This window comes from Acetatifactor aquisgranensis, from assembly GCF_943193215.1.
GTDB classification, from domain to species: Bacteria; Bacillota; Clostridia; order Lachnospirales; family Lachnospiraceae; genus Acetatifactor; species Acetatifactor aquisgranensis.
In genome coordinates, this window is record NZ_CALPDH010000004.1 from 40,074 (window position 1) to 61,162 (window position 21,089).

The 21,089-nt window shown below is 51.9% G+C and carries 19 protein-coding genes; 10 read left to right on the forward strand and 9 right to left on the reverse strand.

The window, feature by feature from the left end; all coding sequences use genetic code 11:
• Window positions 1-15 precede the first annotated feature (15 nt).
• A complete protein-coding gene (locus NFS35_RS04605) occupies window positions 16-693 on the reverse strand; it encodes a response regulator transcription factor (RefSeq protein ID WP_251205972.1) in 678 nt (225 codons plus the stop codon).
• 20 nt (window positions 694-713) lie between these two features.
• Window positions 714-1,352: a methyltransferase domain-containing protein gene (locus NFS35_RS04610; protein ID WP_251205973.1), complete on the reverse strand. Its 639-nt coding sequence runs from the start codon at window positions 1,350-1,352 to the stop codon at window positions 714-716.
• 346 nt (window positions 1,353-1,698) lie between these two features.
• Here NFS35_RS04610 and NFS35_RS04615 point away from each other — a divergent pair, with 346 nt between their 5' ends.
• From NFS35_RS04615 to NFS35_RS04630, 4 genes are all read left to right on the forward strand, one after another.
• Window positions 1,699-2,529, forward strand: a complete 831-nt coding sequence (locus tag NFS35_RS04615) for a PHP domain-containing protein (RefSeq protein WP_251205974.1) — start codon at window positions 1,699-1,701, stop codon at window positions 2,527-2,529.
• A 167-nt stretch (window positions 2,530-2,696) separates the two neighbouring features.
• A complete protein-coding gene (locus tag NFS35_RS04620) occupies window positions 2,697-4,499 on the forward strand; it encodes a helix-turn-helix transcriptional regulator (protein ID WP_251205975.1) in 1,803 nt (600 codons plus the stop codon).
• A gap of 280 nt (window positions 4,500-4,779) precedes the next feature.
• Complete coding sequence (locus NFS35_RS04625; protein ID WP_251205976.1) at window positions 4,780-5,052, forward strand: UDP-N-acetylenolpyruvoylglucosamine reductase; 273 nt, start codon at window positions 4,780-4,782, stop codon at window positions 5,050-5,052.
• The gene (locus NFS35_RS04630) at window positions 5,042-5,485 is read left to right on the forward strand and encodes a type II toxin-antitoxin system VapC family toxin (protein ID WP_251205977.1); all 444 of its coding nucleotides are present in this window, start codon (window positions 5,042-5,044) and stop codon (window positions 5,483-5,485) included. Before NFS35_RS04625 ends, NFS35_RS04630 begins: the two co-directional genes overlap by 11 nt.
• A gap of 32 nt (window positions 5,486-5,517) precedes the next feature.
• Here NFS35_RS04630 and NFS35_RS04635 read toward each other — a convergent pair whose 3' ends face one another.
• From NFS35_RS04635 to NFS35_RS04650, 4 genes are all read right to left on the reverse strand, one after another.
• On the reverse strand, window positions 5,518-6,855 hold the full coding sequence (locus NFS35_RS04635; protein WP_251205978.1) for a GDSL-type esterase/lipase family protein: 1,338 nt from the start codon (window positions 6,853-6,855) through the stop codon (window positions 5,518-5,520).
• 53 nt (window positions 6,856-6,908) lie between these two features.
• Window positions 6,909-8,246, reverse strand: coding sequence for an MBOAT family O-acyltransferase (locus tag NFS35_RS04640; RefSeq protein WP_251205979.1), 1,338 nt, complete (start codon window positions 8,244-8,246; stop codon window positions 6,909-6,911).
• A 367-nt stretch (window positions 8,247-8,613) separates the two neighbouring features.
• The gene (locus NFS35_RS04645; RefSeq protein ID WP_251205980.1) at window positions 8,614-9,390 is read right to left on the reverse strand and encodes an HNH endonuclease family protein; all 777 of its coding nucleotides are present in this window, start codon (window positions 9,388-9,390) and stop codon (window positions 8,614-8,616) included.
• A 4-nt stretch (window positions 9,391-9,394) separates the two neighbouring features.
• Window positions 9,395-10,663: an AAA family ATPase gene (locus tag NFS35_RS04650; RefSeq protein ID WP_251205981.1), complete on the reverse strand. Its 1,269-nt coding sequence runs from the start codon at window positions 10,661-10,663 to the stop codon at window positions 9,395-9,397.
• Between the two features lie 321 nt (window positions 10,664-10,984).
• Between NFS35_RS04650 and NFS35_RS04655 the strand changes: the two genes are divergently transcribed.
• Genes NFS35_RS04655 through NFS35_RS04665 form a run of 3 tightly spaced genes read left to right on the forward strand, consistent with a single transcriptional unit; the run spans window position 10,985 to window position 14,294 of the window.
• On the forward strand, window positions 10,985-12,172 hold the full coding sequence (locus tag NFS35_RS04655; RefSeq protein WP_251205982.1) for a COG1470 family protein: 1,188 nt from the start codon (window positions 10,985-10,987) through the stop codon (window positions 12,170-12,172).
• A gap of 3 nt (window positions 12,173-12,175) precedes the next feature.
• Window positions 12,176-13,261, forward strand: a complete 1,086-nt coding sequence (locus NFS35_RS04660) for an ABC transporter ATP-binding protein (protein ID WP_251205983.1) — start codon at window positions 12,176-12,178, stop codon at window positions 13,259-13,261.
• Complete coding sequence (locus NFS35_RS04665; protein WP_251205984.1) at window positions 13,233-14,294, forward strand: ABC transporter permease; 1,062 nt, start codon at window positions 13,233-13,235, stop codon at window positions 14,292-14,294. Before NFS35_RS04660 ends, NFS35_RS04665 begins: the two co-directional genes overlap by 29 nt.
• 18 nt (window positions 14,295-14,312) lie before the next feature.
• Here NFS35_RS04665 and NFS35_RS29210 read toward each other — a convergent pair whose 3' ends face one another.
• On the reverse strand, window positions 14,313-15,356 hold the full coding sequence (locus tag NFS35_RS29210) for a PD-(D/E)XK nuclease domain-containing protein (RefSeq protein WP_456298424.1): 1,044 nt from the start codon (window positions 15,354-15,356) through the stop codon (window positions 14,313-14,315).
• Between the two features lie 74 nt (window positions 15,357-15,430).
• Entirely contained in the window at window positions 15,431-16,078 is a 648-nt protein-coding gene (locus tag NFS35_RS29215; RefSeq protein WP_330640021.1) for an AAA family ATPase, read from the reverse strand.
• Window positions 16,079-16,541: 463 nt separating this feature from the next.
• On the opposite strand from NFS35_RS29215, the gene NFS35_RS04675 reads away from it, so the two are divergent.
• The 3 genes from NFS35_RS04675 to NFS35_RS04685 all read left to right on the forward strand — a co-directional run bounded on the left by NFS35_RS04675 (window position 16,542) and on the right by NFS35_RS04685 (window position 20,350).
• Window positions 16,542-16,817, forward strand: coding sequence for a CD3324 family protein (locus NFS35_RS04675; RefSeq protein ID WP_251205985.1), 276 nt, complete (start codon window positions 16,542-16,544; stop codon window positions 16,815-16,817).
• A 304-nt stretch (window positions 16,818-17,121) separates the two neighbouring features.
• Window positions 17,122-18,741 (forward strand): ABC transporter ATP-binding protein, encoded by a 1,620-nt coding sequence (locus NFS35_RS04680; protein ID WP_251205986.1) that lies wholly within the window; start codon window positions 17,122-17,124, stop codon window positions 18,739-18,741.
• Window positions 18,734-20,350: an ATP-binding cassette domain-containing protein gene (locus NFS35_RS04685; RefSeq protein WP_251205987.1), complete on the forward strand. Its 1,617-nt coding sequence runs from the start codon at window positions 18,734-18,736 to the stop codon at window positions 20,348-20,350. The genes NFS35_RS04680 and NFS35_RS04685 overlap by 8 nt, the downstream gene beginning before the upstream one ends.
• A 349-nt stretch (window positions 20,351-20,699) precedes the next feature.
• Here NFS35_RS04685 and NFS35_RS04690 read toward each other — a convergent pair whose 3' ends face one another.
• Window positions 20,700-20,927 carry a hypothetical protein gene (locus tag NFS35_RS04690; protein WP_251205988.1) on the reverse strand — a complete coding sequence of 76 codons (228 nt, stop codon included), beginning with the start codon at window positions 20,925-20,927 and terminating at the stop codon, window positions 20,700-20,702.
• Window positions 20,928-21,089: the final 162 nt, after the last annotated feature.

Genomic DNA, 21,089 nt, shown 5'->3' on the forward strand with positions numbered 1-21,089 from the left:
GCGTCCTTTGACGCCCTAGAACTTCTTCTCACACTGATAGCCAAGTCCCCGCCTGGTCCGAATATACTCCGGCAGTCCCAGCAAAGCCAGTTTCCCCCGCAGTCTCGTCATGTTCACGCTCAAGGTATTATCGTCAATATAGATATGTTCATCCCATAAAGCGTCAATTAAATTCGCCCGGGAAACGATCTCGCCGGGATGCCGCATCAGATGTACCAGAATCCGCAGCTCATTGCGGGTCAGTTCCACACTGGTGTCCCCGGCGGATGCCGTTCCCCGGGACAGATGCACGGAAAGCTCGTTCCCCTCCAGCACATCCGGCTCCTGTGCGCCCAAAGACCGGCGCAGAAGGGCATTGATATGCGCCAGCAGCAGAGGGATGCTGTAGGGCTTGGCAATATAATCGTCACCCCCTAAGTTCAGCGCCTGAAGCTCGTCCAGGGCGGAATCCCGGCTGGTGAGGATGAGGATGGGAACCTGGGATATTCGGCGGATTTCCATGCATAGAGTAAATCCGTCTTTCCCCGGCAGCCCCAAGTCCAGCAGCACAAGCTGGGGAGCGGATGCCCCGACCTGTCTGGCCACATCCGTGAACGCGGTCACGGCCTTTACCTGGAATCCCTCGTTTTCCAGCAGCAAGGTCAGCTCGTCCCGTGTCACAGGATCGTCTTCGATTATCATGATTTTATTCATATTGGATTCCTGTTGCATTCTCATAATGGTTTTGTCTGTCTGTTTTCTATTCCGCGATGAGCACGGTATTTGCGAACCACTCCCCGGCACAGGGAATCAAGTCTCCCTCCATAGGTACAGGCCATGTCGATGCTGTGATTCCGGATTGGAAGATTCGTGGCATCACAGGCAATATAATTCACCTTGATGCGGGGATTGATCTGCCGGAACTTCAGCCGGTCATGCCTTAATACGTGAAAACTCAAATCAGCCGAAATGATTTCCACATTGGGATCCGTGTTTTCCAACAGTTTGCGCAGAAGCAATCCTCTGCCGGACGCCACATCCAGTAAAAGGCCCGCTTTCAGCTTTGCAGTTTCCTCCACGATGCCGTCAAGGAAGTCATGTTCGATTTTCCGTTGATTTTCTGTCTTGCCGGCGTCAAATTTCCGGTCGAGACTGTCATCGCTTTCCGCTTTCGAATATTCGCTCCAGGAATTGAGGAGTTCCTGTTCCTGTGACTGAAAATCCAGAATGCCTTCGCGGATGGAAAAAGAATGCCCTTTTCCGCAGACGATTTTCCCCGTAACGATTTCCCCGCCATCCTTTTTGCTTTCCGTAAGTTCAAATCCTGACCCGCAATGGGGGCAGCGTAAAACTGGCAGTATACTGGCGTACATTTTTGTTTCCTCCTTTTTCTGTCTTTTTGTAAAAATGCTCCTACGAAATCTCCTAACCGAATATCACGCTGTTTTCCGGAGCTTCTCCGGGCCGATTGCCCCGCCTTTCCGGGTGCCGTCCAGCCCCAATGCCTGATTCTGCTTCCTGAAATTCCGGGAGCCTGTTTTTCTTAATATTATAACAAAGATTCTCCCGGTTTACTATCTGAAAATACACCATATATATATGGAAAGTATTACTGTCTACGGGATGGGTAAGGATGCGGGGAGTGGATGTTGTGATGTTTATTTTGGCATGTTATACTGATTGTGTCGGTACAGAGATAAGTTTCAGAGGAGGTAAGTTATGAAAGTCGATCTGCACATTCATTCAACGTATTCTGACAGTTCCCGTTCGCCTGAGGAAATCGTAGCGCTTGCTAAAAGGAGAAATGTCGGTCTGCTTTCCATATGCGATCATGCAACCATCGGCGCGTATTCCGTTTTGCCCGAAATCTGCAGGGATAACGGGATGAAATATGTGTTGGGGGTAGAGTTGGAAGTCCTGTGGAAAGGGGAAAGCCTGCATATGCTCGCATACAATTTTGATCCAAACGATGCGGAAATGAAAACGTTTATGGATAAACAGTATAGGGCAATCGAGTGTGAATATATCGTTTATAATATGATGCAGGATTATCCGCAAATGTCTTTGGAAGAATATCGTCATTTTGCATATCCAAAAGAAAAGGGCGGATGGAAGTATCTGTATTATGCGGTGGCCAAGGGTGCTGCAAAATCATATGAAGAAGCGAATCAAACCATTTACAGCAGATATGGGACGCCGAATCATTTATCGGATTTTGGCGAATGCAATATGTGGGATTTCTGCAAAATGGTCAGACAGGCGGGAGGAGTGCCTGTTTTGGCACATCCGGGATATTTGCACGAACGAAATCCGGGCGGATTTGCATCCATGCTCAGCGAAATGAGGGCGTGCGGATTAGGAGGGATTGAATGCTATTACCCATCGCACACAAGAGAAGCAACGGATACCTGTGTTCACTTTTGCAAAAATAACGATATGCGAATCACCGGCGGCTGTGACTGTCACGGAGAATTTGACAAAAGCGAGGGATTTACGGTTGGTGCCCTGGAGATATCCTTGTCCATGCTTGACCTGAAAGGAATTTTGTAAGGGGAGCACTTTTCGTCAAGAAAAGAAGGAGGTTTCGCTGTATATTGGGTTTATCGGCTGGCGGCTTCCGAAAAGCTGCCGCCGAGGGATTCTTTGAAAACAAGGTTTCTTTGAAAGCGGCAGATTGGGAATGATTTGCCGGCCAGTAGGAACCGGGAGGTGGGAAGATGTGCGAAAACAATCCGATATTTCAATCCCTGAACATGATAGAGGAGAGGATTCAGGAGAAGCTCACCGTGGGAGCCATTGCGGAGAGCATCCACTTTTCCAAATATCATTATCAGCGGATGTTCCGGGAAGCGGTGGGGGACAGCGTCATGGGATATGTGGCCAGGCGCCGGATGTCCCTTGCGGCCGGGGAGCTTGCGGGGACGGACAGCACGGTCCTGGAGATAGCTCTGAAATACGGTTACGATTCCCATGAGGGCTTCACCCGCAGCTTCAAGGCGTATATGGGGGTGACGCCGACGGAGTACAGAAAGTATCGTCTTTCCACGCATTCGCGGAAGAGCGGAAAGGAGAAAAGCATCATGATGTATTCAAAGGCTACAGACGAGATTATCCGGGAACTGAACAGTCTGGTTGCAGCGGCGATGGAGACAGCGGCGGAGACCAGGAAGTGCGCGGGAAAAATGGAGGGAAGGACTGTCGGCACCGGGAAATGCGGCTCGGAGACAGGGGAGAAAATACCTGATGGCAAGAGGCGCAATGTAGGGGCGGCAGAAGAGCTGTCTGATGGCGGGGAATGTAATGAGGGGGCAACGGAAGACTTGTCTAATGATGAGAGAAACACTGCGAAATCAACAGAAGAGCTGCCTGATGGCAGGGAATGTGCTGCGAGGTCAACAGGAGAGATGCCTGATGGTGCGGAATGCAACAAGAACGAAATGGGGACATTAGTATATGCGCAATTCTGGAAATTTTCTGCCGCCAAAGCGGAAAAGATTGCCGGGCGGATTAAGGAGATTCTGGAAAGCGTGTCCGCCATAGCTCAGCGCCCGGATGAGATATCTGCCCGATTCCTGATTATCAAAGCAGTAGAGGACGCTGCCTATGAAGCCAGTGTCACAGCGTTTCAGACAGGCCTGACCATTGCCAGGGCGCTGCCGGAGCATCGAAAAGCATTTCAGCCCCTGTGTGACAGATATGACGCTCTGGCCCGCCAGGCCCGGATTGGGGCCGGGAAGATAGCGGCATTTTTCCAGGAGCTGTCGGCGCTGATATTCCAGGATATGAGACAGAACGGCAAAAAGAAGCTGGAAAGCTGTGTGGAAGCGGGCCGGGCTGCAGCGCAGACGCTGTCGGATCCTTCGCTGCCCTATACCTATATTGCAGAGGAAATCTTGAGGATAGCTGAAGAACTTTCCGCCACGCCGCTGGAAGAGATGACTCTCTACTTGCTGGAGGATGCGTCTTTCCGCCTGGAAGCGGTTGCGTTCGCGGCAAATGTGGATATCTGGAGACAACCGTTACACAGACACTTTTTTGACGGTATTTCGAATTTTCAGGAACGGCTGGAGGAGACTCTGGAATTCTTCCGGGGCCTGTCCGAAGATACCGCCCGGGCATGGACAGAACCTGGAGAGCCTTTGACTGCCGGGCGCACTGAAGAGAAAATGTACCGCGACCTGGCGTCACAGGAGAGTCTTCTGCTGTTCTGCCTGAAAGGGGAAATCCAGAAACTGGGAGACAGCCATCTGAACGGAGACCAGAAGCTTGCCTTTGAGTCAATCTGCGGAAAAATGGAAGAAGCCATCAACCTGGCCCGCCAGGCGGCCGATGGGACAGGAACCAAAGGAAAGGCAACGGAAGAAACCGGTGACAGGACAAAAGAGACAAAGGCAGAGACCGGAAAGCTTCTACAGGAAGCCTGTGAGGAAATGCTGCTGGAGGCTGAGCGGCTGGGGATATATGGAGGAGCGATTCAATACATCGCGGAGGAAGTGAAAGGACCCCTGAAATATTTATAGGATTCATCTTTGTCGAGCTGCCGTTTATAAAAAGATTGAAAATTGCAGTAATACGTCGCACTGATGGAAAATTTCTGTCAGTGCTGATTGATAAAATAGATAATATTAAGTATAATGGAGATACCATAAGAGACATCAATAAAAATGCAGTAGGGAAATGAAAATTTAATCTATATATGTAGCGATTAAATCTTGCCCAAAACCGGATAAACGGCATGACTGGCTTTGCTATGCGACTGGCAAAAACTAAATGCCGTTTATATAATGCCGCAGATGGCATATGAAAGCAGATTCAAGGGATGGTCAGGCTTCTGGAAAGGGGTGTATTATGACAGCATTAAGGCAGAGTGCGATAAGGGAATTGGAAAAGATACCAGAAGACAAGATAGGTTTTATCCTGCAGATTATGCAAGGCGTAAATGGCCTGTACAATGACAATCAATCGGAAAGGAAAGAAGCTTTTGCCAGATTGGAGAAATTGCGCAGAAAGGGATCTATTACAGATTATGACGCGGAATTAGCTTCTTATAGGGAAGAAAAATATGGCAAGTAGGATTCTGGTTGATACAAATGTATTATTGGACTATCTTCTGACAAGAGAACCCTTTTATGAAGATGCAGAACAGATTGTCGCTGCCTGTACGGAGGGAAAGGCCCAAGGCTGTATTGCGGCACATTCTGTCTCGAATTTGTTCTATATACTAAGGAAAGATTACAGTGTGAAAGAGCGCAGGGAAGTATTGTCCGACTTGTGTTTGATTTTTGATGTGGAGGGGATAGACAAGGGGAAGATACTGGAGGGGCCTCAGAATGAGGATTTTTCGGATTTTGAGGACTGCCTGCAGATGGAGTGTGCAGTGGCATATGGAGCTGAATATATTGTGACGAGGAACATAGACGATTACAAAATGTCAGAAGTGAAAGCAATTCTCCCGAATGAATATTTGACAGTAGCCGGTTTCCAAGGGCAGCAGCAAAGAGGATAACCTTTCTTTGCTGCTGCCCGGTCATTCTATAGTCAGCCATTGTCCTTTGTGATGCCATGGCTGGAGAAATATTCCAGCCAGAGGACATCGTATTTGCCCAGCAGATGGACTTCGTCCCAGGTATAGTCCGGATTCAGATTGCCGGTCTCATCTGTGACGACTTCGTTGATGTCCAGATAGAAGATACTCTCCCCGTCCGCCAGCTGCGCGATGCGTTCGTTCCTCTCCTGGATAGCCGGGTTGTTGAAAATCGGGTCGGACTCCGACTTGCTCTGCTCGACATACATGATGCCGCAGACGTAGATGATTGCGTCCGGCTGAAGCTCCTGCAGCCGGGCGACGGCGGCCTCATAGGCCTCCATAAAAGTGTCAGCAGTGCCCGTGCCCATTTCATTGATGCCGATTTCCAGATAGATTTTGCCGAAAGAACGCTTCTGCAGCGCCTCTTCTATGGAAAGGGTCTGGCCGTCCACCTGGGCGGTCTTGGACTGGAGCATGTTATAGATGGTCATGCCGCCCTCCGCGTAATAAGTGAGGTTGTCCCAGCCGGAATAAAGGGCCACTCCCGTCACCCGGGAATCGCCGATGAACAGGGCATCGTCAAAGTAATCCTGCGTCACTTCCGTGAAAGCATACTGCACAGGATCTGTCTGAGCGGCGGAATCCGGATTCTGCGGCGCATCTGAAACGGCGGGATTTGTATTCTGCACATTGGCGGAACTATTGTTTGTGCTGTCTGCATCGGGGTTTGGCCTGCCGTTGGCATTGCTTTCGGAGCCGTTACCGGAACTGCCTGTGCCTGAACCTTGCTGTCCGCTGCCGGAGGCCGTTGTCCCTGCGGCCTGCTGTCCGTTGCCGGGAACCGTCTCCCCGGAGCCCTCCTGTCCTTTGGAGCCGTTACCCAAACTGCCCGCGCCTGAACCTTGCTGCCCATTTCCGGTAGCCTGCTGTCCGTCGGAATTGTTGCCGAAACTGTCCGTCCCCGGGCTTTGCTGTCCGGCTGAGGCTCCTCCGGAGCCGGTACCTCCCGGGTTATGCTGTCCGCCAGAGCCGCTGCCGGACACGCTTACAGAGACCGGCGATTCCGGCTGCCCGGCCAGAACCTCGGGAATCTCCCCGGTGCTCAATTGACTGGAGGCCAGCAGGGCGGGAGCGCTGTCCTTTGCGTCTCTGTCCGCGGGCTCCCAGGCAGATCCGTGGTGGGAGAGCCCCTGCATCAGCACGGAGATGATGGGCTGTCCCCAGCCGTCCGTGTCGAACTTCTGATATATACCATGGGCGCTGACAGCTGCGGCAATGTTCGCGCACAGCATGCTGGCCGCAATGGCGGATAATAAAGGTGTCATATACTTTCGTGTCTTCATGTCCATGCCCCTTTCCCGCCTTTGGCGGGCGTTCATCCTGACATATATGTCATTTTTCCTTAGAAACTCAGATACATGAACGGATTATGCAATCCATTCACAAGCCGGTATACGCACACCCAGAACAGGGCGAACAGCAATATCTTTGCGGCCAGCGTATTCCAGTATTTTTTCCATAAATAATCTGCCGCCGGGCAGGAGACCGCAAGCGCCGCCAGGAAGAAACCCAGATACTTCTTCCCGTGGAGGATCCAATCCCTTGCGTTCACGGCGATGCCGCCGCCCCGGAAAGGGAACAGCCGCGTGAAATAGATTCCAAGGCTCTCCAGATTCGTGACGGCGAAAATCACCCAGGTCAGCGGAATCAGGAACCACACATACAGGCGGGACAGCAGCCTGTGGGAGTCCAGAATCTTTCCCAGCCAGAGCTTTTCCGTCACGATGAAGAAACCCAGCGTCAGCCCCCAGAGGAGGAAATTCAGGGTCACTCCATGCCAGATGCCTGTCACCAGCCACACCGCCAGCAGATTCAGCGCCGTCCGCACCGTGCCCTTCCTGCTCCCGCCCAATGGTATGTACAGATAATCCCTGAACCACCGCCCCAGCGAGATATGCCATCTGCGGTAATATTCGCTGATGCTTCGGGAGCGGTAGGGATGGTCGAAATTCTGCGGCAGCCGGAAACCCAGCATGCTGCTCAATCCTATGGCCATGAGGCTGTACCCCTGGAAATCGAACAGAAGCTGCACGGAGTATGCGGCGGCGCCCATCCAGGCAAGGGGCGTGGAAATGCTCTCAAAGCCCACGGTCTGTATGTCATGCCAGAGGATGCCCACTGTGTCCGCAATGAGGATTTTGAAAGCCAGCCCCGCGATCATCAGGGACAGGCCGTATTCGATGCCTTTGGCGCTTACTTTCCGCCGCCGCACCTGTTCGATGGTATCATGGTATTCCGTAATGGGCCCGGACAGCAGCTTGGGGAACATGACGGCAAAGGTTCCGTGCTCCAGAAAACTTCCGGGAGGCCGCTGGGCCCGCCGGTAGACGTCGATGTCTGCGGACAGCATGGTAAAGGTATAGAAGCTGATGCCGGGCGGCAGGGCCGGAGCTATGTATTTGTAATATCCCAGAAGTCCCCCATGGAACAGGACTGCCCCGGCCAGCCAGGCTTTCCGCCAGGAGGGGGAGTTCTGCCTGTATTCCATGGCGCGCAGCAATATATAGTTCACGGTGACGGAGGCTGTCAGCACCACCGCCCCGGAGGGGCTGCTCAGCGCGCAGAAAAGAAGGCTGGCCAAAAAGAGCGCCAGGTTCCGGAATCTTACAGGGCACAGGAAGTAAACCAGCAAAAATATGGGAAGAAAGCGGAATATAAAGTTCAGATCTGACAATCCCATGCGGGCCGTTACCTCCTTGCGCTCTTCCGGCCGAAATCTCTCTGGCGCAAGGCCGGGAGAGCACAGCCGTTTCCTGTGTGTAAAATCCTGTTTCCAGCATACGAAAGAGCTTCATCAAAAGGTCATCATTTTTGCATCAAAGTTGCATATAATGGAGTCTAATTTATTAGACTGCCGGGAGGCCGGTTTTGTTGCATGAAATGAAAATAAATGTATTGCGTAAGCAGCAGCTTGGAGAAGAATTGCGACAGGGCATTGTGCTTTTCCGGCAAATGAGGTGAAATAATCGAACAGCTGGCTATTGGAAAGCGGAAATGAATCAGTGGCTCGCTCCCAACCTGAAAAAAGGGAGGCCCAGCATCCCCTCCTATTTCAGCCTATTATATTTTTGTCTATAAAAATATAATCTCACTCCTATGTACGGCTCTGCCAGTTCATCACCTTGAAGTTGCTTTTCCAAATACTCAATTTTTCCTTTCAGAAAATCTTTATTCAGGCATTTTTTCTTATCCCAACGCTCGAACTGGCTGCATACGCTATCGTATATCCCTCTTCGAACCGCAATCAACTTGGAAGCTGTATCCGAAATTACCTTTCCCTCTGCATTTTTCATTCCATTCAGAACAAGCACCTTATCCAAGTCCGTTTGCATGTCCATCACCAGCTGAGCATCCAGCCCTTTATCGCTGCGTATAAATATTTCTCCATTTCTTTTATATCCTATCGCTTCCATCTGTCTTTTGTTCCAAGGATTGATAGTAAGGGCATGTTCTTTCCTTGCTGCATCACAGCACAGAACATATACCTTTCCTCTTTCATCTCTTTCCCCGCCATAGCAGACCCCCAAATAATTCTGATAATCCAGGGCTTTCTGTTTGCTTTCTGACAACGCCATATAATGCTCTATCTTTGTCGAGTCATATCGAGGTTCTATTCTTCTCATGCAATATGCACATAGTCCATGCTGTTCTTTACACAGCGCTCTTCTAATCTCATCTTTAGGCATTTTATCAAATAAATCCCGAAGCTGCTTTGTGTCTTCGGGCAGGCTGATTGATGCATAGCCGCTGTCTGGAGTGTTTATGATTTCCGCGGCTTTGCTCTTTACCACATCCGGCGTCCGGCGTTTTTGGATATAAATCACTCCACTATTCCTCCGCATCTGTTTCATATTCAGACTTCAATGCTATCGCCTTGGGATGTTCTTCTCCTAAAATTGCGATAAGTTCCATCAAAATATCTTTGGCCTCAGGATATTCCTCTTTATCCATATGCTCTTCAAACTTCTCGATTCGTTTTTCCACCTTTTCCGGCCGCATATAATAGCCTAGCATATCTTTCAATATCTCATTGACGGAAAAAGCATAGCTCGCTGCCAAATACTGAATATTCTGCGTTTCATCGATACTGATGATGTTTACCTCCTTGCAGGACGACACAATAATAGGCGAATGTGTCGCAACGATGAACTGTATATAGGGAAACGTCTCCATAAGCGCTTCCACTATCCGCCACTGCCATTTAGGGTGCAGGTTAGAATCAATTTCATCAATCAGCACAACGCCTTCCGCATTCTGAATATCCTCTCCTGCATCCGGATTCAAAATGGACATACGGTATGCCAGGTCGATTACAAGATTCAGAACAGACTGATATCCTGCACTGAGATCCTCTATCTCTTTCAATTCATTGTTTTCCCTATATAGCAGCTTTTCGATATTCGGATGGAAAAACACCTCACTGACTCTGCCGTCATTCATAATACTCATAAATTTTGATATAATATCCCCAAAAACCCTATAATTCTCGGGAAGATGACGGTTTTTTACACTGCTCCATTCCATCTGTTTACACCAATCATAAATGGATTGCATATTCACCGCCTTGTCCATACAGCCGAGGTATCCACAGCGCCTGTCATGAAGCTGTTTCCTTTTCTTTTCATATGCATCGCTTCTTGCCAGAATCCAATGTCTGGATGCGCTTTGATAGCTGATCAGAGGCCATGTTTTCCCCTCTATGTCATTTACCAGCTTCTGCGACACAGGAACGATGTCTTTGGGATAGATTGTAGTTTTGCTTCCCCCTGTTGCATCTTTTTTTGTTCTGCTCCATGGGTAATCTGCTCCGGCATATCCCAATACGCCGGACACTTCTGTAGGATTGCAGTATATTTTGTTAGGATTGCCGTTGCCGTCTTTGACAATCTGATACCTGACATCATCTTTATAAATGTTACGCGCTGGGACATCCTCCATCCCTGTTAAAAAGCCAGACAAAAAGACCGCAGCAGCTTCAAGTATGGTGGTCTTTCCAACGCCATTATCTCCCAGAATCAAATTGAACCCCGGCTCAAAAATCAACTCTAAGCGTTCAAACATCTTAAAATTAGAAATAGCCAATTTCTCCAACACCATATCATTTTTCTCCTTTTACAGCGAAATGCCGGTTCGCAATCATACAGTCATCTGCGATGTCTCAACTGCTTTTTTACATTTACCAGTATAATAGATTATTATTGACATTACAATGGAGAATTTACACTACTCTTGATTCTAAATCTTTATGCGGATGCCCTTTCAGGCTTGTAATGTCATTATAATGTCTGAGTCGGAAAAGTCAATGGAACACAGAATTTTCACACTTCAAACATACTTTTTTCACCGAATCCCCATAAACTTTTCACGCATGGCTGGTATCGTTATCCATATAAAACAACAACAGGGAGGTTCTCTATTATGAAACGAAAAATTCTTTCCAGACCCCATGATTCCATTATCGCCATGGCCATGGCGGCCGTGGCGGTTCTCTGGCTGTGCCTTGCCGCGCTGCCTGCGCGCGCGGCGGAGGGCTTTGATTTCTACACGGACAATCCCGGCATCCATGTGACCGCAGGGGATTCCTTAAGCTTCAATCTGCACCTGTCCGGCGGTAACGCGGCAGGTTCGGACGTGGACTTGTCCGTGGCCTCTATGCCGGATGGCTTTACCGGCTTTTTCAAAAGCGGCAGCTATGAGGTGACCAGAGTGCATGCCAGCGGAGAGGGAGAGGACACCATCGCCACTTTCCAGACCACGGTCCCCTCTGACACGGCGGACGGAGTCTATGAAATCGTGCTGCATGCGGCATCCGACGGGGGCTTTGAGGATGATTTGGTCATAGCGCTGACAGTCAGCAGCTTAGAGTCCGGGGAGAGTAATTTCTATGTGGAGTATCCGGATCAGGAGGGCGTATCGGGGACTTCCTTTTCTTATTCCACTACCATTGCCAACAATACCCTGAACACCCAGAACTATAATTTCTCCTCCAACGCGCCGACGGGATGGACTGTGGCGTTTAGCAGCGAGGGCACTCAGGTATCCAGCCTGGAGGTCGAATCCGGCAGCAGTAAGAGCGTGACCATTACCGTGACACCGCCGGAGAAAGTGGATGCGGGGGATTACCAGGTCGAATGCGCGGCCACATCCGCAAGGGAGCAGCTGTCCACCGCGCTGAATGTGAAGATTCTGGGCACTTACAGCCTGGAACTGTCTACTGCGGATAGCCGTCTTTCTTTTGACGCTTTCGCGAACAAGGAATCCACAGTTACCCTGAAGCTGACCAACAGCGGAAATATCACTTTGGAAAATATCAATCTGGTGGCCACTGCACCCACCGGCTGGGAAGTCTCCTTTGACAGCAGTGTCATCGATACTCTGGAGGCGGGCGCCTCAAAGGAGGTCATCGCCCAGGTGACCCCCGGCAAGGATTCCCTCACAGGCGACTACGCTACCATCATCAGCGCCTCCTGCGATAATCAGTCCGCCCAGGCCAGTTTCCGCGTCACGGTGAAGACGCAGACCGGCTGGGGCATCTTCGCCGTGGTCATCATTATCGCAGTGGCGGGAGGCCTGTACATAATCATGAAGAAATACGGCAGGAGGTAGGATATGGTATCTTCTGAGGAGAGGAGGTTTCCCGAGACAGGGGGAACCTTTGGAAAGGATAAAGATACTACAGCGGATGGAGCGGCTGTGGTAAAAGCAGAAAAGGATAAGAATAATGACAATAGAATAGTCATAAGGACGGAAAACCTGACCAAGACCTACGGAGACCTTGTGGCCGTGGACCATCTGAACCTGGAAATCCGTGGGGGCGAGGTATTCGGCCTGCTGGGGCCTAACGGTGCAGGCAAGACTACCACCACGCTGATGCTCCTGGGGCTCACCGAGCCGGATGGGGGTAGAGCCATGATTCATGAGCTGGACTGTACCCGGAGCGCTTTAGAGGTGAAAAAGGCCGTGGGCTATCTGCCGGACAACGTAGGCTTCTATGGTACCATGACGGGTCGGGAGAACCTGCGCTTCATGGGCCGGATTAACGGCCTGGACGGGAAAGAGCTGGAAGAGCGGATCGACCGGCTTTTAGAGCGGGTCAATATGACCCAGGCTGCGGACAAGAAGACAAATACCTATTCAAGAGGCATGCGCCAGAGGCTGGGCATCGCCGATGTGCTGATGAAAGACCCGGACATCATCATCATGGATGAGCCCACCCTGGGGATAGACCCGGAGGGCGTAAGGGAGCTGATGTGGCTGATTCGGGATCTGGCGGAGCGGGATGGCAGGACGATTCTCCTTTCCTCCCATCAGCTGTACCAGGTGCAGCGGGTCTGTGACCGCATGGGCATCTTCGTCAAAGGGAAGATGGTGGCCTGCGGGACCCTGGAGGAGCTGGGAGAGCAGATTAGCCACGAGGGCGTGAATACGGTTGAACTGTCGGTCTACCCGGACAATGTAGGGCTCCAGAGGGTGCTGAAAGAGGTCAAGGGAGTAATCGACATAGAGAAGAACAGCGACATGTATGTGATTCATTCCGTCTTTGACCTGCGCAGAGCCCTGTCGAAGAAGCTGGCGGAGGAGGGCTATACCATCATGCATCTGCGGCAGGCCGGAAGCGATTTGGACGAGATATATCGGAAATACTTTGAAAAGGCAGGTGAGAAGCTTGAAAAAGATAAGTCTTCAAAGGATTGAGCCGAATGGCCTCCCAGAGCAGTCCAGGGGTGCGGGCCTGGGAAAGGAAGCGGCCCGGGAAACGGACGGGAAGAGGCAGTACCATGTGCTCCGGGTACTGTTCCGGAAAGAGACGGAGGAATTCATCAACAGCAGGCGGATGATTCTATTTATCTTCCTGACGGCATTGATTACCGTGTCCGGTTTTTACGCGGCGGTGTCGGGCCTGGCGGAGTCCATCGAAAATGGGAATACCGCGGCGGATTTCCTGTTCCTGAAGCTGTTCACGGTCAGCGCCAACTCCATCCCCTCCTACAACTCCCTGATGGCGCTGATGGGGCCCTTTATCGGCATCTTCATGGGCTTTGACGCCATCAACAGCGAGCGGACGGAGGGGACCCTGAACCGCCTGGTGAGCCAGCCTCTGTATCGGGACCAGATCATCATCAGCAAGTTCCTGGCGGGGCTTTTCATCAGCGCGGTGATGGTGTTCGCCTCGGGGCTGCTGATTGCCTCTGTGGGGCTGATTGCCACCGGGCTGATTCCCTCCGGGGAGGAGATCTGCAGAGTGTTCATTTATTTATGCTTCTGCGTGGTCTATATCGGGTTCTGGCTGGCCATGGCCATCCTGTTCTCCACGGTGTGCCGGCATGCGGCCACCTCGGCGCTGGCTTGTATCGCGGTATGGCTGTTCTGCGCCATCTTCGTGAGTCTGCTGGCGGGAATCGTGGCGGACGCGCTCTACCCTGTGAGCGGCAATGACATGCAGGCCATGATAAACGAATACAAGAATTATACCTGTGAGCTGAACCTGAACCGGATTTCGCCCTATTATCTGTTCGCGGAGGCGGCGGGCACTGTCCTGAATCCCGGAGTCAGGACCATCAACGCGGTCACCGTGGCGCAGCTGAGCGGTGCCATCTCCAGCAACCTGACCTTGGGCCAGAGCCTGCTTCTGGTATGGCCCCATCTGACCGGGCTGGCTGCGCTGATGCTGGTGGTGTTCGCCATTTCCTACGTATCGTTCATGCGGCAGGAGATTCGGTCCAGATAATGGAAGTGTCCGGGTATTCTATGAAATTTTTAACATGACTCTGCATTTTTTCCTGTTACAGGCGATGCCGTATTTCAGGACGGTTTCCAGGCCGTCCTGGCGCAGCTTATCTTCGTAGCCTTTTGTATCTATCTGCTGCAGGGCTTCCCTGCAGCCTTTTTCCAGAATCTTATTTGGGGGTGCGCTGTTGTTCGTAGAGATTTTTTCACTGTTTGCGGGCTTTTTCCCGCTGTCCGGATATTTCACTTCTATCACGATGCCTATGCCCCTTTCCTCGATTTCCACGAGGATATCGCTATAGCCGTCCCCGGATTCCACATTGGAGCGGATGTACCAGTCTTCCTGGTGGCTCAGCAGCCCAAGGAGGATGCCGTGGTAAAAGTTCTCTTTTTTGCTTTTGTGCACGCCTGTGTCCCGGATGCTGATTGTCCTGGAAAGATAGGCGTTGAACTGGTTCTCCACTGCTTGCGCATCCCCGTTGGCGAATGCCTCGCAGAATGCGTCCAGCGTGGGCGTATCCTTTCGTGCCTCCTGCTGGAACCATGCCAGAATCTGGTCAATAAAGATTTTCCGTATCTCAAGGTTCGGTATGGCCAGATTATAAGTCTCCCCATCCTCGCTGCCTCGCTGTGTCAGATAGCCGGTGGTAAAGAGGATGCTCCAGAGATTGTCGATGGAGGTATAGAGATCCTGGTAGGTCAGCTCCTGGTTGATTTTCTTCGGAATCGTCTCTCCGTCAATCAGCCGTTCCAATTCTTTCCTGGTGCCCGCCTTTGCCATTTGGACGAAATTCCGTATGATGTCATTCCCGCTGGTATTGATCCAGAAAGGCTTTGGAAGCGCATCCGGCTCCGAGCGCAGCAGGTAGATATAATTGATTACATCCCAGGGACAGTAGACATCCGCATTGCCGAAACGGTATCCGTCGTACCATTCCCTGATGAGGTAAAGCTTGTCGGTACATTGGAATTTTTCCGCGATGGCCCCGATTTCGCTGTGGGTAAAGCCAAACTTATCATCGGACTGCGTATCTGTAATCGAAAATACTTTCAGATTATTCAATCCGGTAAAAATACTCTCCTTAGATACGCGCAGACAGCCTGTCAGCACCGCGAATGCCAGACTGTGGTTGCCTTTTAGCGCCTGGCTGAAAAACTGCGGATCAAACTGACCATCTCGTCATAATAACCGAAATGTTGCGCTTTGTCCAACGGTACATCGTATTCGTCAATCAGAAGAATTGCTTTCTGTCCGTAATGCTTATGAAGAACATCACAAAGGGTCAGCAGGCTGGAGGCAAGCGCTCCATTGGACATGCTGAACATTTGCCGGTTGGTGGTGTCTATGGTAATCAGCTGCTCATAGGCGGCCTTTTCCTGGGCGGTAAGCGTATCGCTGCCCAACAGGAACTGAAAGCGCATGGACTCTCTGCCAATGACGGAGCGAAGCATTTCCAGGGCAGTTTTATAGTCATTGCCGCATATGTCCTTTAGGGTGATGGAGATGACAGGATACTTTCCCATGTATTCCTGACAAAGCTGTGTCTCCGCACTGATGGCAAGCCCCTCAAAAAGCTGCGAATCGCAGCCATATTCGAAAAAGTACTTCAGCATATTCATATTGAGGGATTTGCCGAACCTCCTGGGACGTGTAAACAGGTTTATGCCTCCCCAGCTCTCCAAAAGATCTTTTATCAAGGCAGTCTTATCTACATAGTAAAAACCGTTTCTGCGGATATCCTCAAAGTCCTCAATACCGATGGGCAACTTGGCGGTTGTGTTCATGTCGGCTCCTTTCCGGCTTTCCTAGATATCATCCTGATTTATGCTGCTTAACAGTTATAATTTCCGAGTAACCCGACTGCATAACGCCAGCCATATGCGTTTAACCAGTGTAGTACGGTAAATTCTGGCGTTATGCAGTATATGTTTTTATAATACTATATTTCACGGACATTCACAATCCTGAGATATCTTTTCGTTCCTCTTTCCTTTTCGGAAAAAGTATGAGATAATATCCCTGTATATAGAAGCGATGATTTGAATTCAGGGACTGCCTTTATGACAGGGGAGGTGAATCTCATGAGCAGCGGAGGGAAACGATATGCGGGCCCATGCAAAGCCAGTAGGTAGCGACGGTTGCATGGCGTACAAGGTTGCCGGAGGATTTTAGATTTAGACAAGGGCAGCTAGTCGCTATTGATTGCTGGCTTGACGCTTGAAGACATTGTCAAGAAGGGAGCCTGCAATGAAATATATAAACGCAAAAACGCTTCTTCCCCAGGAACTGGTGGAAGAGCTCCAGCGCTACATACAGGGCGGATATCTCTATGTCCCTGCAGATGAAGCGCGGCACAGATGCTGGGGGGAACTGTCCGGCTGCCGGGAAAATCTGAGGCAGCGAAACAGGGAGATTCTGGCGGAGTACGGCAATGGTTCTACAGTGGAATATCTGGCGGGGAAATATTGCCTCTCAGAGCATACCATACGCAAGGTTATTTATCAGAATCAGCAAAACGTATGAAATAAAACGGAATATAGGTTATAAAAGAAAGGGCTGCAGTAGAGCGGCTCTTTCTTTTTTTCGCTGTTTTCTATCAAATGCTACCGAACTGTTCTTTCTATTGAACCAAAAAGGAGAAAACGCTAATATAAAAGAAAAGGCAACACTTGTATTCTGCGCATTTTAAAGTGGCGCCAATGCTGACGGCATTTGCAATCCAGTATGGTTTCATGATAGCTGCGGCAGCCGAAATGAGCTGCCATGTGAAGCGTCAAGGCAATATTGCCCATCAGCAGAAAAAAACAGGATAGGAAGTTGAGACAAAATGTTCAGGGGGAAAAGAAAAACATACATTTACCAGGAAAAGCTGCAAGGGGTGGAAAGATTCTCCCTATGGGTGAACCTCACCCATATCCCTTACGGCATCCTGATGCCCGTCCTCATTGCCCGGGTGGTCACCAGGGCGGTGGCGGGGGAAGTAAAGGCGGTGGCGGGCTTTGCCGCGGCGCTTCTGGCGTTGCTGGCGGCCTTCCTGCTGCTCCAGGTCAGGCTCCAGACCGCGCAGAAGCAAAAGGTACTGGAGGCCGAACAGCGCTGCAGGCTTAAGCTGTACAGACAGTTCTATGCAAATCCGCTGCATCTCCTGCACCGCTCCAGCCTGGGCGGCAATCTGGAGAACTTCAGCAATGACCTCGTCACGGTGACGCAGAGGCTGATGACGGACCGGCCTGGCATGGCCGCTGCGGGAGCGGAGACTTTGCTCTTCGGCGCGTATCTGCTGTGGCTGAGCCCGCTGGCAGGGGCCATCATTCTGGGGATTTCCCTTTTGCAGGTCATCCCTCCCCTGATAGTGAGGAAGTACCTCCAGGTGAACTATGACAAATGCCGCAGGATAGAGGGGGATATCACGAATTTCATCATCACGGCCTTTCAGGGCTTCCTGCTGATCAAGCTATACGGGCTGAAGGATTGGTGGCTGGGGAAGCTGAACGAAATATACAAGCGGTATTGGGTGATCGGCAACGAGTCCGTCTTTGCCAACCGCTCCCAGACGGGCATGTATGCCCTGCTGGACAATGTCCTGAAATACGGCACATACTGCATCATCGGTCTGCTCCTGCTGGGCGGTCTTCTCTCCGTGGATGCCGGGGTGCAGGCAATCGCCCTCTCCACAGGCATCTATGGCGCTGTGAAAAGGGCTTTCGAGACGCTGCCCAGGTTCGCCATGGCGGACCTGGCCCAGGAGCGTATCCTGAAATGGTATGGGCAGACGGATGGCCCGACAGTCGGCCCGAGAGGAGCCTGGGAGGGCAGCAGGATCCGGATGGAGGGCGTTCGGTTTTCCTATGAAGAATCCCTGCTGACGATTCCCCTGGCGGAAATGGACATGGAGAAGATAAACATCCTGAGAGGCCCCAACGGAATCGGCAAATCCACGCTCTTCCGGCTGCTGGCGGGCATGGAGGAAGCCCGGGAGGGCACCGTCCTGATTGGGGACAGGCATCCGGGGGAGCTTGGAAAAGAATGCTTTCCGGCAGCGTTTTTCTATCTGCTGCAGGAGGATCCCGCCTTTGAACTGACCCCGGAGGAGATGTATGACAGCGTGGAGGAGGGCCTTGCCGGACAGGGGCTGGACAGGGAGCGGCTGCGCCGGAACGCGGAAAGGCTGGGGGCAGACAGCGCCCTGCTCCGGGAGAGGAAGATAAGCCAGATGTCCCAGGGGGAGAGGAAGAAGGTGTTCCTTGCCCTGGCCTTCGCCCTTTCCCCAAGGCTCCTGCTCCTGGACGAGCCCACCAACCATCTGGACGGAGCCGGGAAAGCCGCGCTCCTGGAGCTGCTGAAGGAGCGCCGGGGCGGAGCGGTGATCATCACCCATGACGAACTGTTTGACGGACTGGAGGGCTGCCGCTTCAGGCTGCGGGAAGGACGGTTGTACCATGAATGAGAAGATTTCCAGTAAAAAAGACCTTACTCGAATATGCCGGGACTGCCTGGCGATGTATTGGATTCCCGTGCTGTTCTACGCCGCCGAATCGGTGGCGAGGGAGGTGCTGCAGACTTATTCCGCCACTGTCCTGGGAGGATTCGCGGATTACGCGCTGGGAGGCAGCATGGAAGAGGGGATGGCCGATCTGCGGAGGATATTGGTGAGCGTTAGCCTGTCGATCGTCCTGCCGCTGCTGTTCTCCGTGCTGGGGGAGGTGACCATGTTCAAGGCCTCTCTGGGGCATAGCTGCCGCATTCTGGAGCGGTTCCTGGGAAAGACCTATGAGGCTGCGGGAAGCATCCGGGGGAGCGAGGCCCAGTACCGCCTGGAGGATGACCAGACAGAGCTTGGGATTACCTGGGTGAACCTGATGACGTGGGGGATTTCCCTGCCCTTTGTGGCAGCCTGTCTCTTGTATTGGTCCATTCGGACGCTGGGGTGGTTTGCCGCAGTGGTCTTCGGGGTCTGCCTCATCAAGCTGTTCCTGCCCCTGGCCATGCGGAAGAACCTGGAAAGATATGACCTGCAGGAGCGGGAATGCAAGTCGGGGATACGCAATCTGGAAAGCGAGATGGTGGAGAAACCGGTGCAGGTATGCCTGTACGGGCTGCAGGGCGGGTTCCTGAAAAGGCTGGAGAGGGCCATGGGGGATTACAGGAAGAGGGTCTTCGCCCCGAAGGCGGCCTGCGAGACCGGAGTGGATCAGGTCACGGCGCAGATGGACACGGTATGCCTCCTGCTCCTTTTGGTCAGCGGCGCGGTGGCGGTATCCCTCGGCGGCCTGTCCGTGGGGGCCATCGTGGCCATGAGCGGCTATTACTATATCTTCAATGCAGCCATGGATTATGCGGTGAAGATCATAAAGAACGTTCCGCTGTGCGGGAACCTGGTGAAGCGGATTTCCCTGTTCTATACGGATGCGGAGGATATGGAGGGAGCGGACATCCGGAGGGTGGAGAGCCTGACCTTTGAGGGGACAGGGTTCGCCTACAGGGAAAAAGAGGTGTTTGCGGGCCTGCGGCATCAGGTGAGGATCGGGGCCAGGACGGCGGTCTGCGGCAGGAACGGCAGCGGGAAGTCCACCCTGATCAAGCTTCTGTGCGGGCTGTATCCCGGATACCGGGGCGGGATACGGGTCAATGGGATGGAGCTGCGGGAGATTTCCATGGACAGCTGGAGGAAAAAGTGCGCCTATGTGGAGCAGTCGCCCTATCTGTTCCAGGGCACCGTATGGGAAAATGTCCGGCTGGGCAGGCTGGACGCGGGGGAGGAGGAAATCCGGGAGGCGATCCGCAGGGTGGGCCTGGAGGAACTGGCGGAGAGGGAGATTTCCGACGATCAGGAGGTGCTCTCCGGAGGGGAGCGCCAGAAGATTTCCATTGCCAGGGCCTTGCTGAGGAAAGCGGACATCCTGCTCATGGACGAGCCGGGGAACAACCTGGACGAGAAGGCCCTTTCCTGGCTGGAGGGATTCATACGGGATTACAGGGGCACCATGCTCTTCATTTCCCATGACGAAAGGATGCTTGCGCTGGCGGACGAGGCGGTCCGGCTGGACGGAAAATAGCATACTTACGCTTGTGTTTTCTTTCTCAGGATGCCATATTTAAGAAAATACTTTTATAAAATACAGGAGTATGAGACGAATCAGACGCGGGGAACGAATATGGAAGTAAAGCGGATTGACAGGAGACGGGTATTCCGCTATATCAACGGACAGGGGACAGTGTCCGCCCCGGACATTGCCTATGCCACGAAAATGTTGAAATACCATCGCTGCGCCCGGCCTGAGGATGGCTATTGGCAGCAGACCGGCAGCATGCCGGATAAAAACAGCCCAAGGCCATTGCCGCATAATGTATCTGAATGTGACAATGGCTTTGGGCTGTTCTGTGACGATAAAATCTGTGGGCGGCTTACGGCTTCTTCGGGAGGATGCCGCCCATCTTCTCTATGTAGGCCCGCTCTTTCTCCCGGTTCACGGCTTCCCGCAGGGCCTTCAGCTCGCTGTCAAGCTGATCCATTTTCAACAATACGACATTGGTGTCATATTCTTTGTTGCCAAACTTCTTGCCAAGCTTCTCCATCTCTTTGTTCACGCGCTTGACCTGCTTCTTCATATCCTTTTTCAGCTTCAGAATCATGATAAGTTCAGACGCTCCTTTCTCTCCTCTTTGGGATTACCTGTTGCTTCTTTCATCATATGCCATTTTCCGGACAGCGTCAAGAAAATTCTGCCCAAAGCATCATACAGAATCTGGTCGATCTTTTGTCTTCTCTGTACTGGCAGGTGTGGCAGCCTGCTA

Bases quoted from the DNA above. Each gene is read 5' to 3' on its own strand.
- NFS35_RS04685 (WP_251205987.1), top strand. From the start codon at position 18,734: ATGAATGAGAAGATTTCCAGTAAAAAAGACCTTACTCGAATATGCCGG.
- NFS35_RS04615 (WP_251205974.1), top strand. From the start codon at position 1,699: ATGAAAGTCGATCTGCACATTCATTCAACGTATTCTGACAGTTCCCGT.
- NFS35_RS04630 (WP_251205977.1), top strand. From the start codon at position 5,042: ATGGCAAGTAGGATTCTGGTTGATACAAATGTATTATTGGACTATCTT.
- NFS35_RS04635 (WP_251205978.1), bottom strand. From the start codon at position 6,855: ATGGACATGAAGACACGAAAGTATATGACACCTTTATTATCCGCCATT.
- NFS35_RS04655 (WP_251205982.1), top strand. From the start codon at position 10,985: ATGAAACGAAAAATTCTTTCCAGACCCCATGATTCCATTATCGCCATG.
- NFS35_RS04620 (WP_251205975.1), top strand. From the start codon at position 2,697: ATGTGCGAAAACAATCCGATATTTCAATCCCTGAACATGATAGAGGAG.
- NFS35_RS04690 (WP_251205988.1), bottom strand. From the start codon at position 20,927: ATGATTCTGAAGCTGAAAAAGGATATGAAGAAGCAGGTCAAGCGCGTG.
- NFS35_RS29215 (WP_330640021.1), bottom strand. From the start codon at position 16,078: ATGAACACAACCGCCAAGTTGCCCATCGGTATTGAGGACTTTGAGGAT.
- NFS35_RS04605 (WP_251205972.1), bottom strand. From the start codon at position 693: ATGAATAAAATCATGATAATCGAAGACGATCCTGTGACACGGGACGAG.
- NFS35_RS04610 (WP_251205973.1), bottom strand. From the start codon at position 1,352: ATGTACGCCAGTATACTGCCAGTTTTACGCTGCCCCCATTGCGGGTCA.
- NFS35_RS04625 (WP_251205976.1), top strand. From the start codon at position 4,780: ATGAAAGCAGATTCAAGGGATGGTCAGGCTTCTGGAAAGGGGTGTATT.
- NFS35_RS04675 (WP_251205985.1), top strand. From the start codon at position 16,542: ATGAAATATATAAACGCAAAAACGCTTCTTCCCCAGGAACTGGTGGAA.
- NFS35_RS04640 (WP_251205979.1), bottom strand. From the start codon at position 8,246: ATGGGATTGTCAGATCTGAACTTTATATTCCGCTTTCTTCCCATATTT.
- NFS35_RS04660 (WP_251205983.1), top strand. From the start codon at position 12,176: ATGGTATCTTCTGAGGAGAGGAGGTTTCCCGAGACAGGGGGAACCTTT.
- NFS35_RS04650 (WP_251205981.1), bottom strand. From the start codon at position 10,663: ATGGTGTTGGAGAAATTGGCTATTTCTAATTTTAAGATGTTTGAACGC.
- NFS35_RS04680 (WP_251205986.1), top strand. From the start codon at position 17,122: ATGTTCAGGGGGAAAAGAAAAACATACATTTACCAGGAAAAGCTGCAA.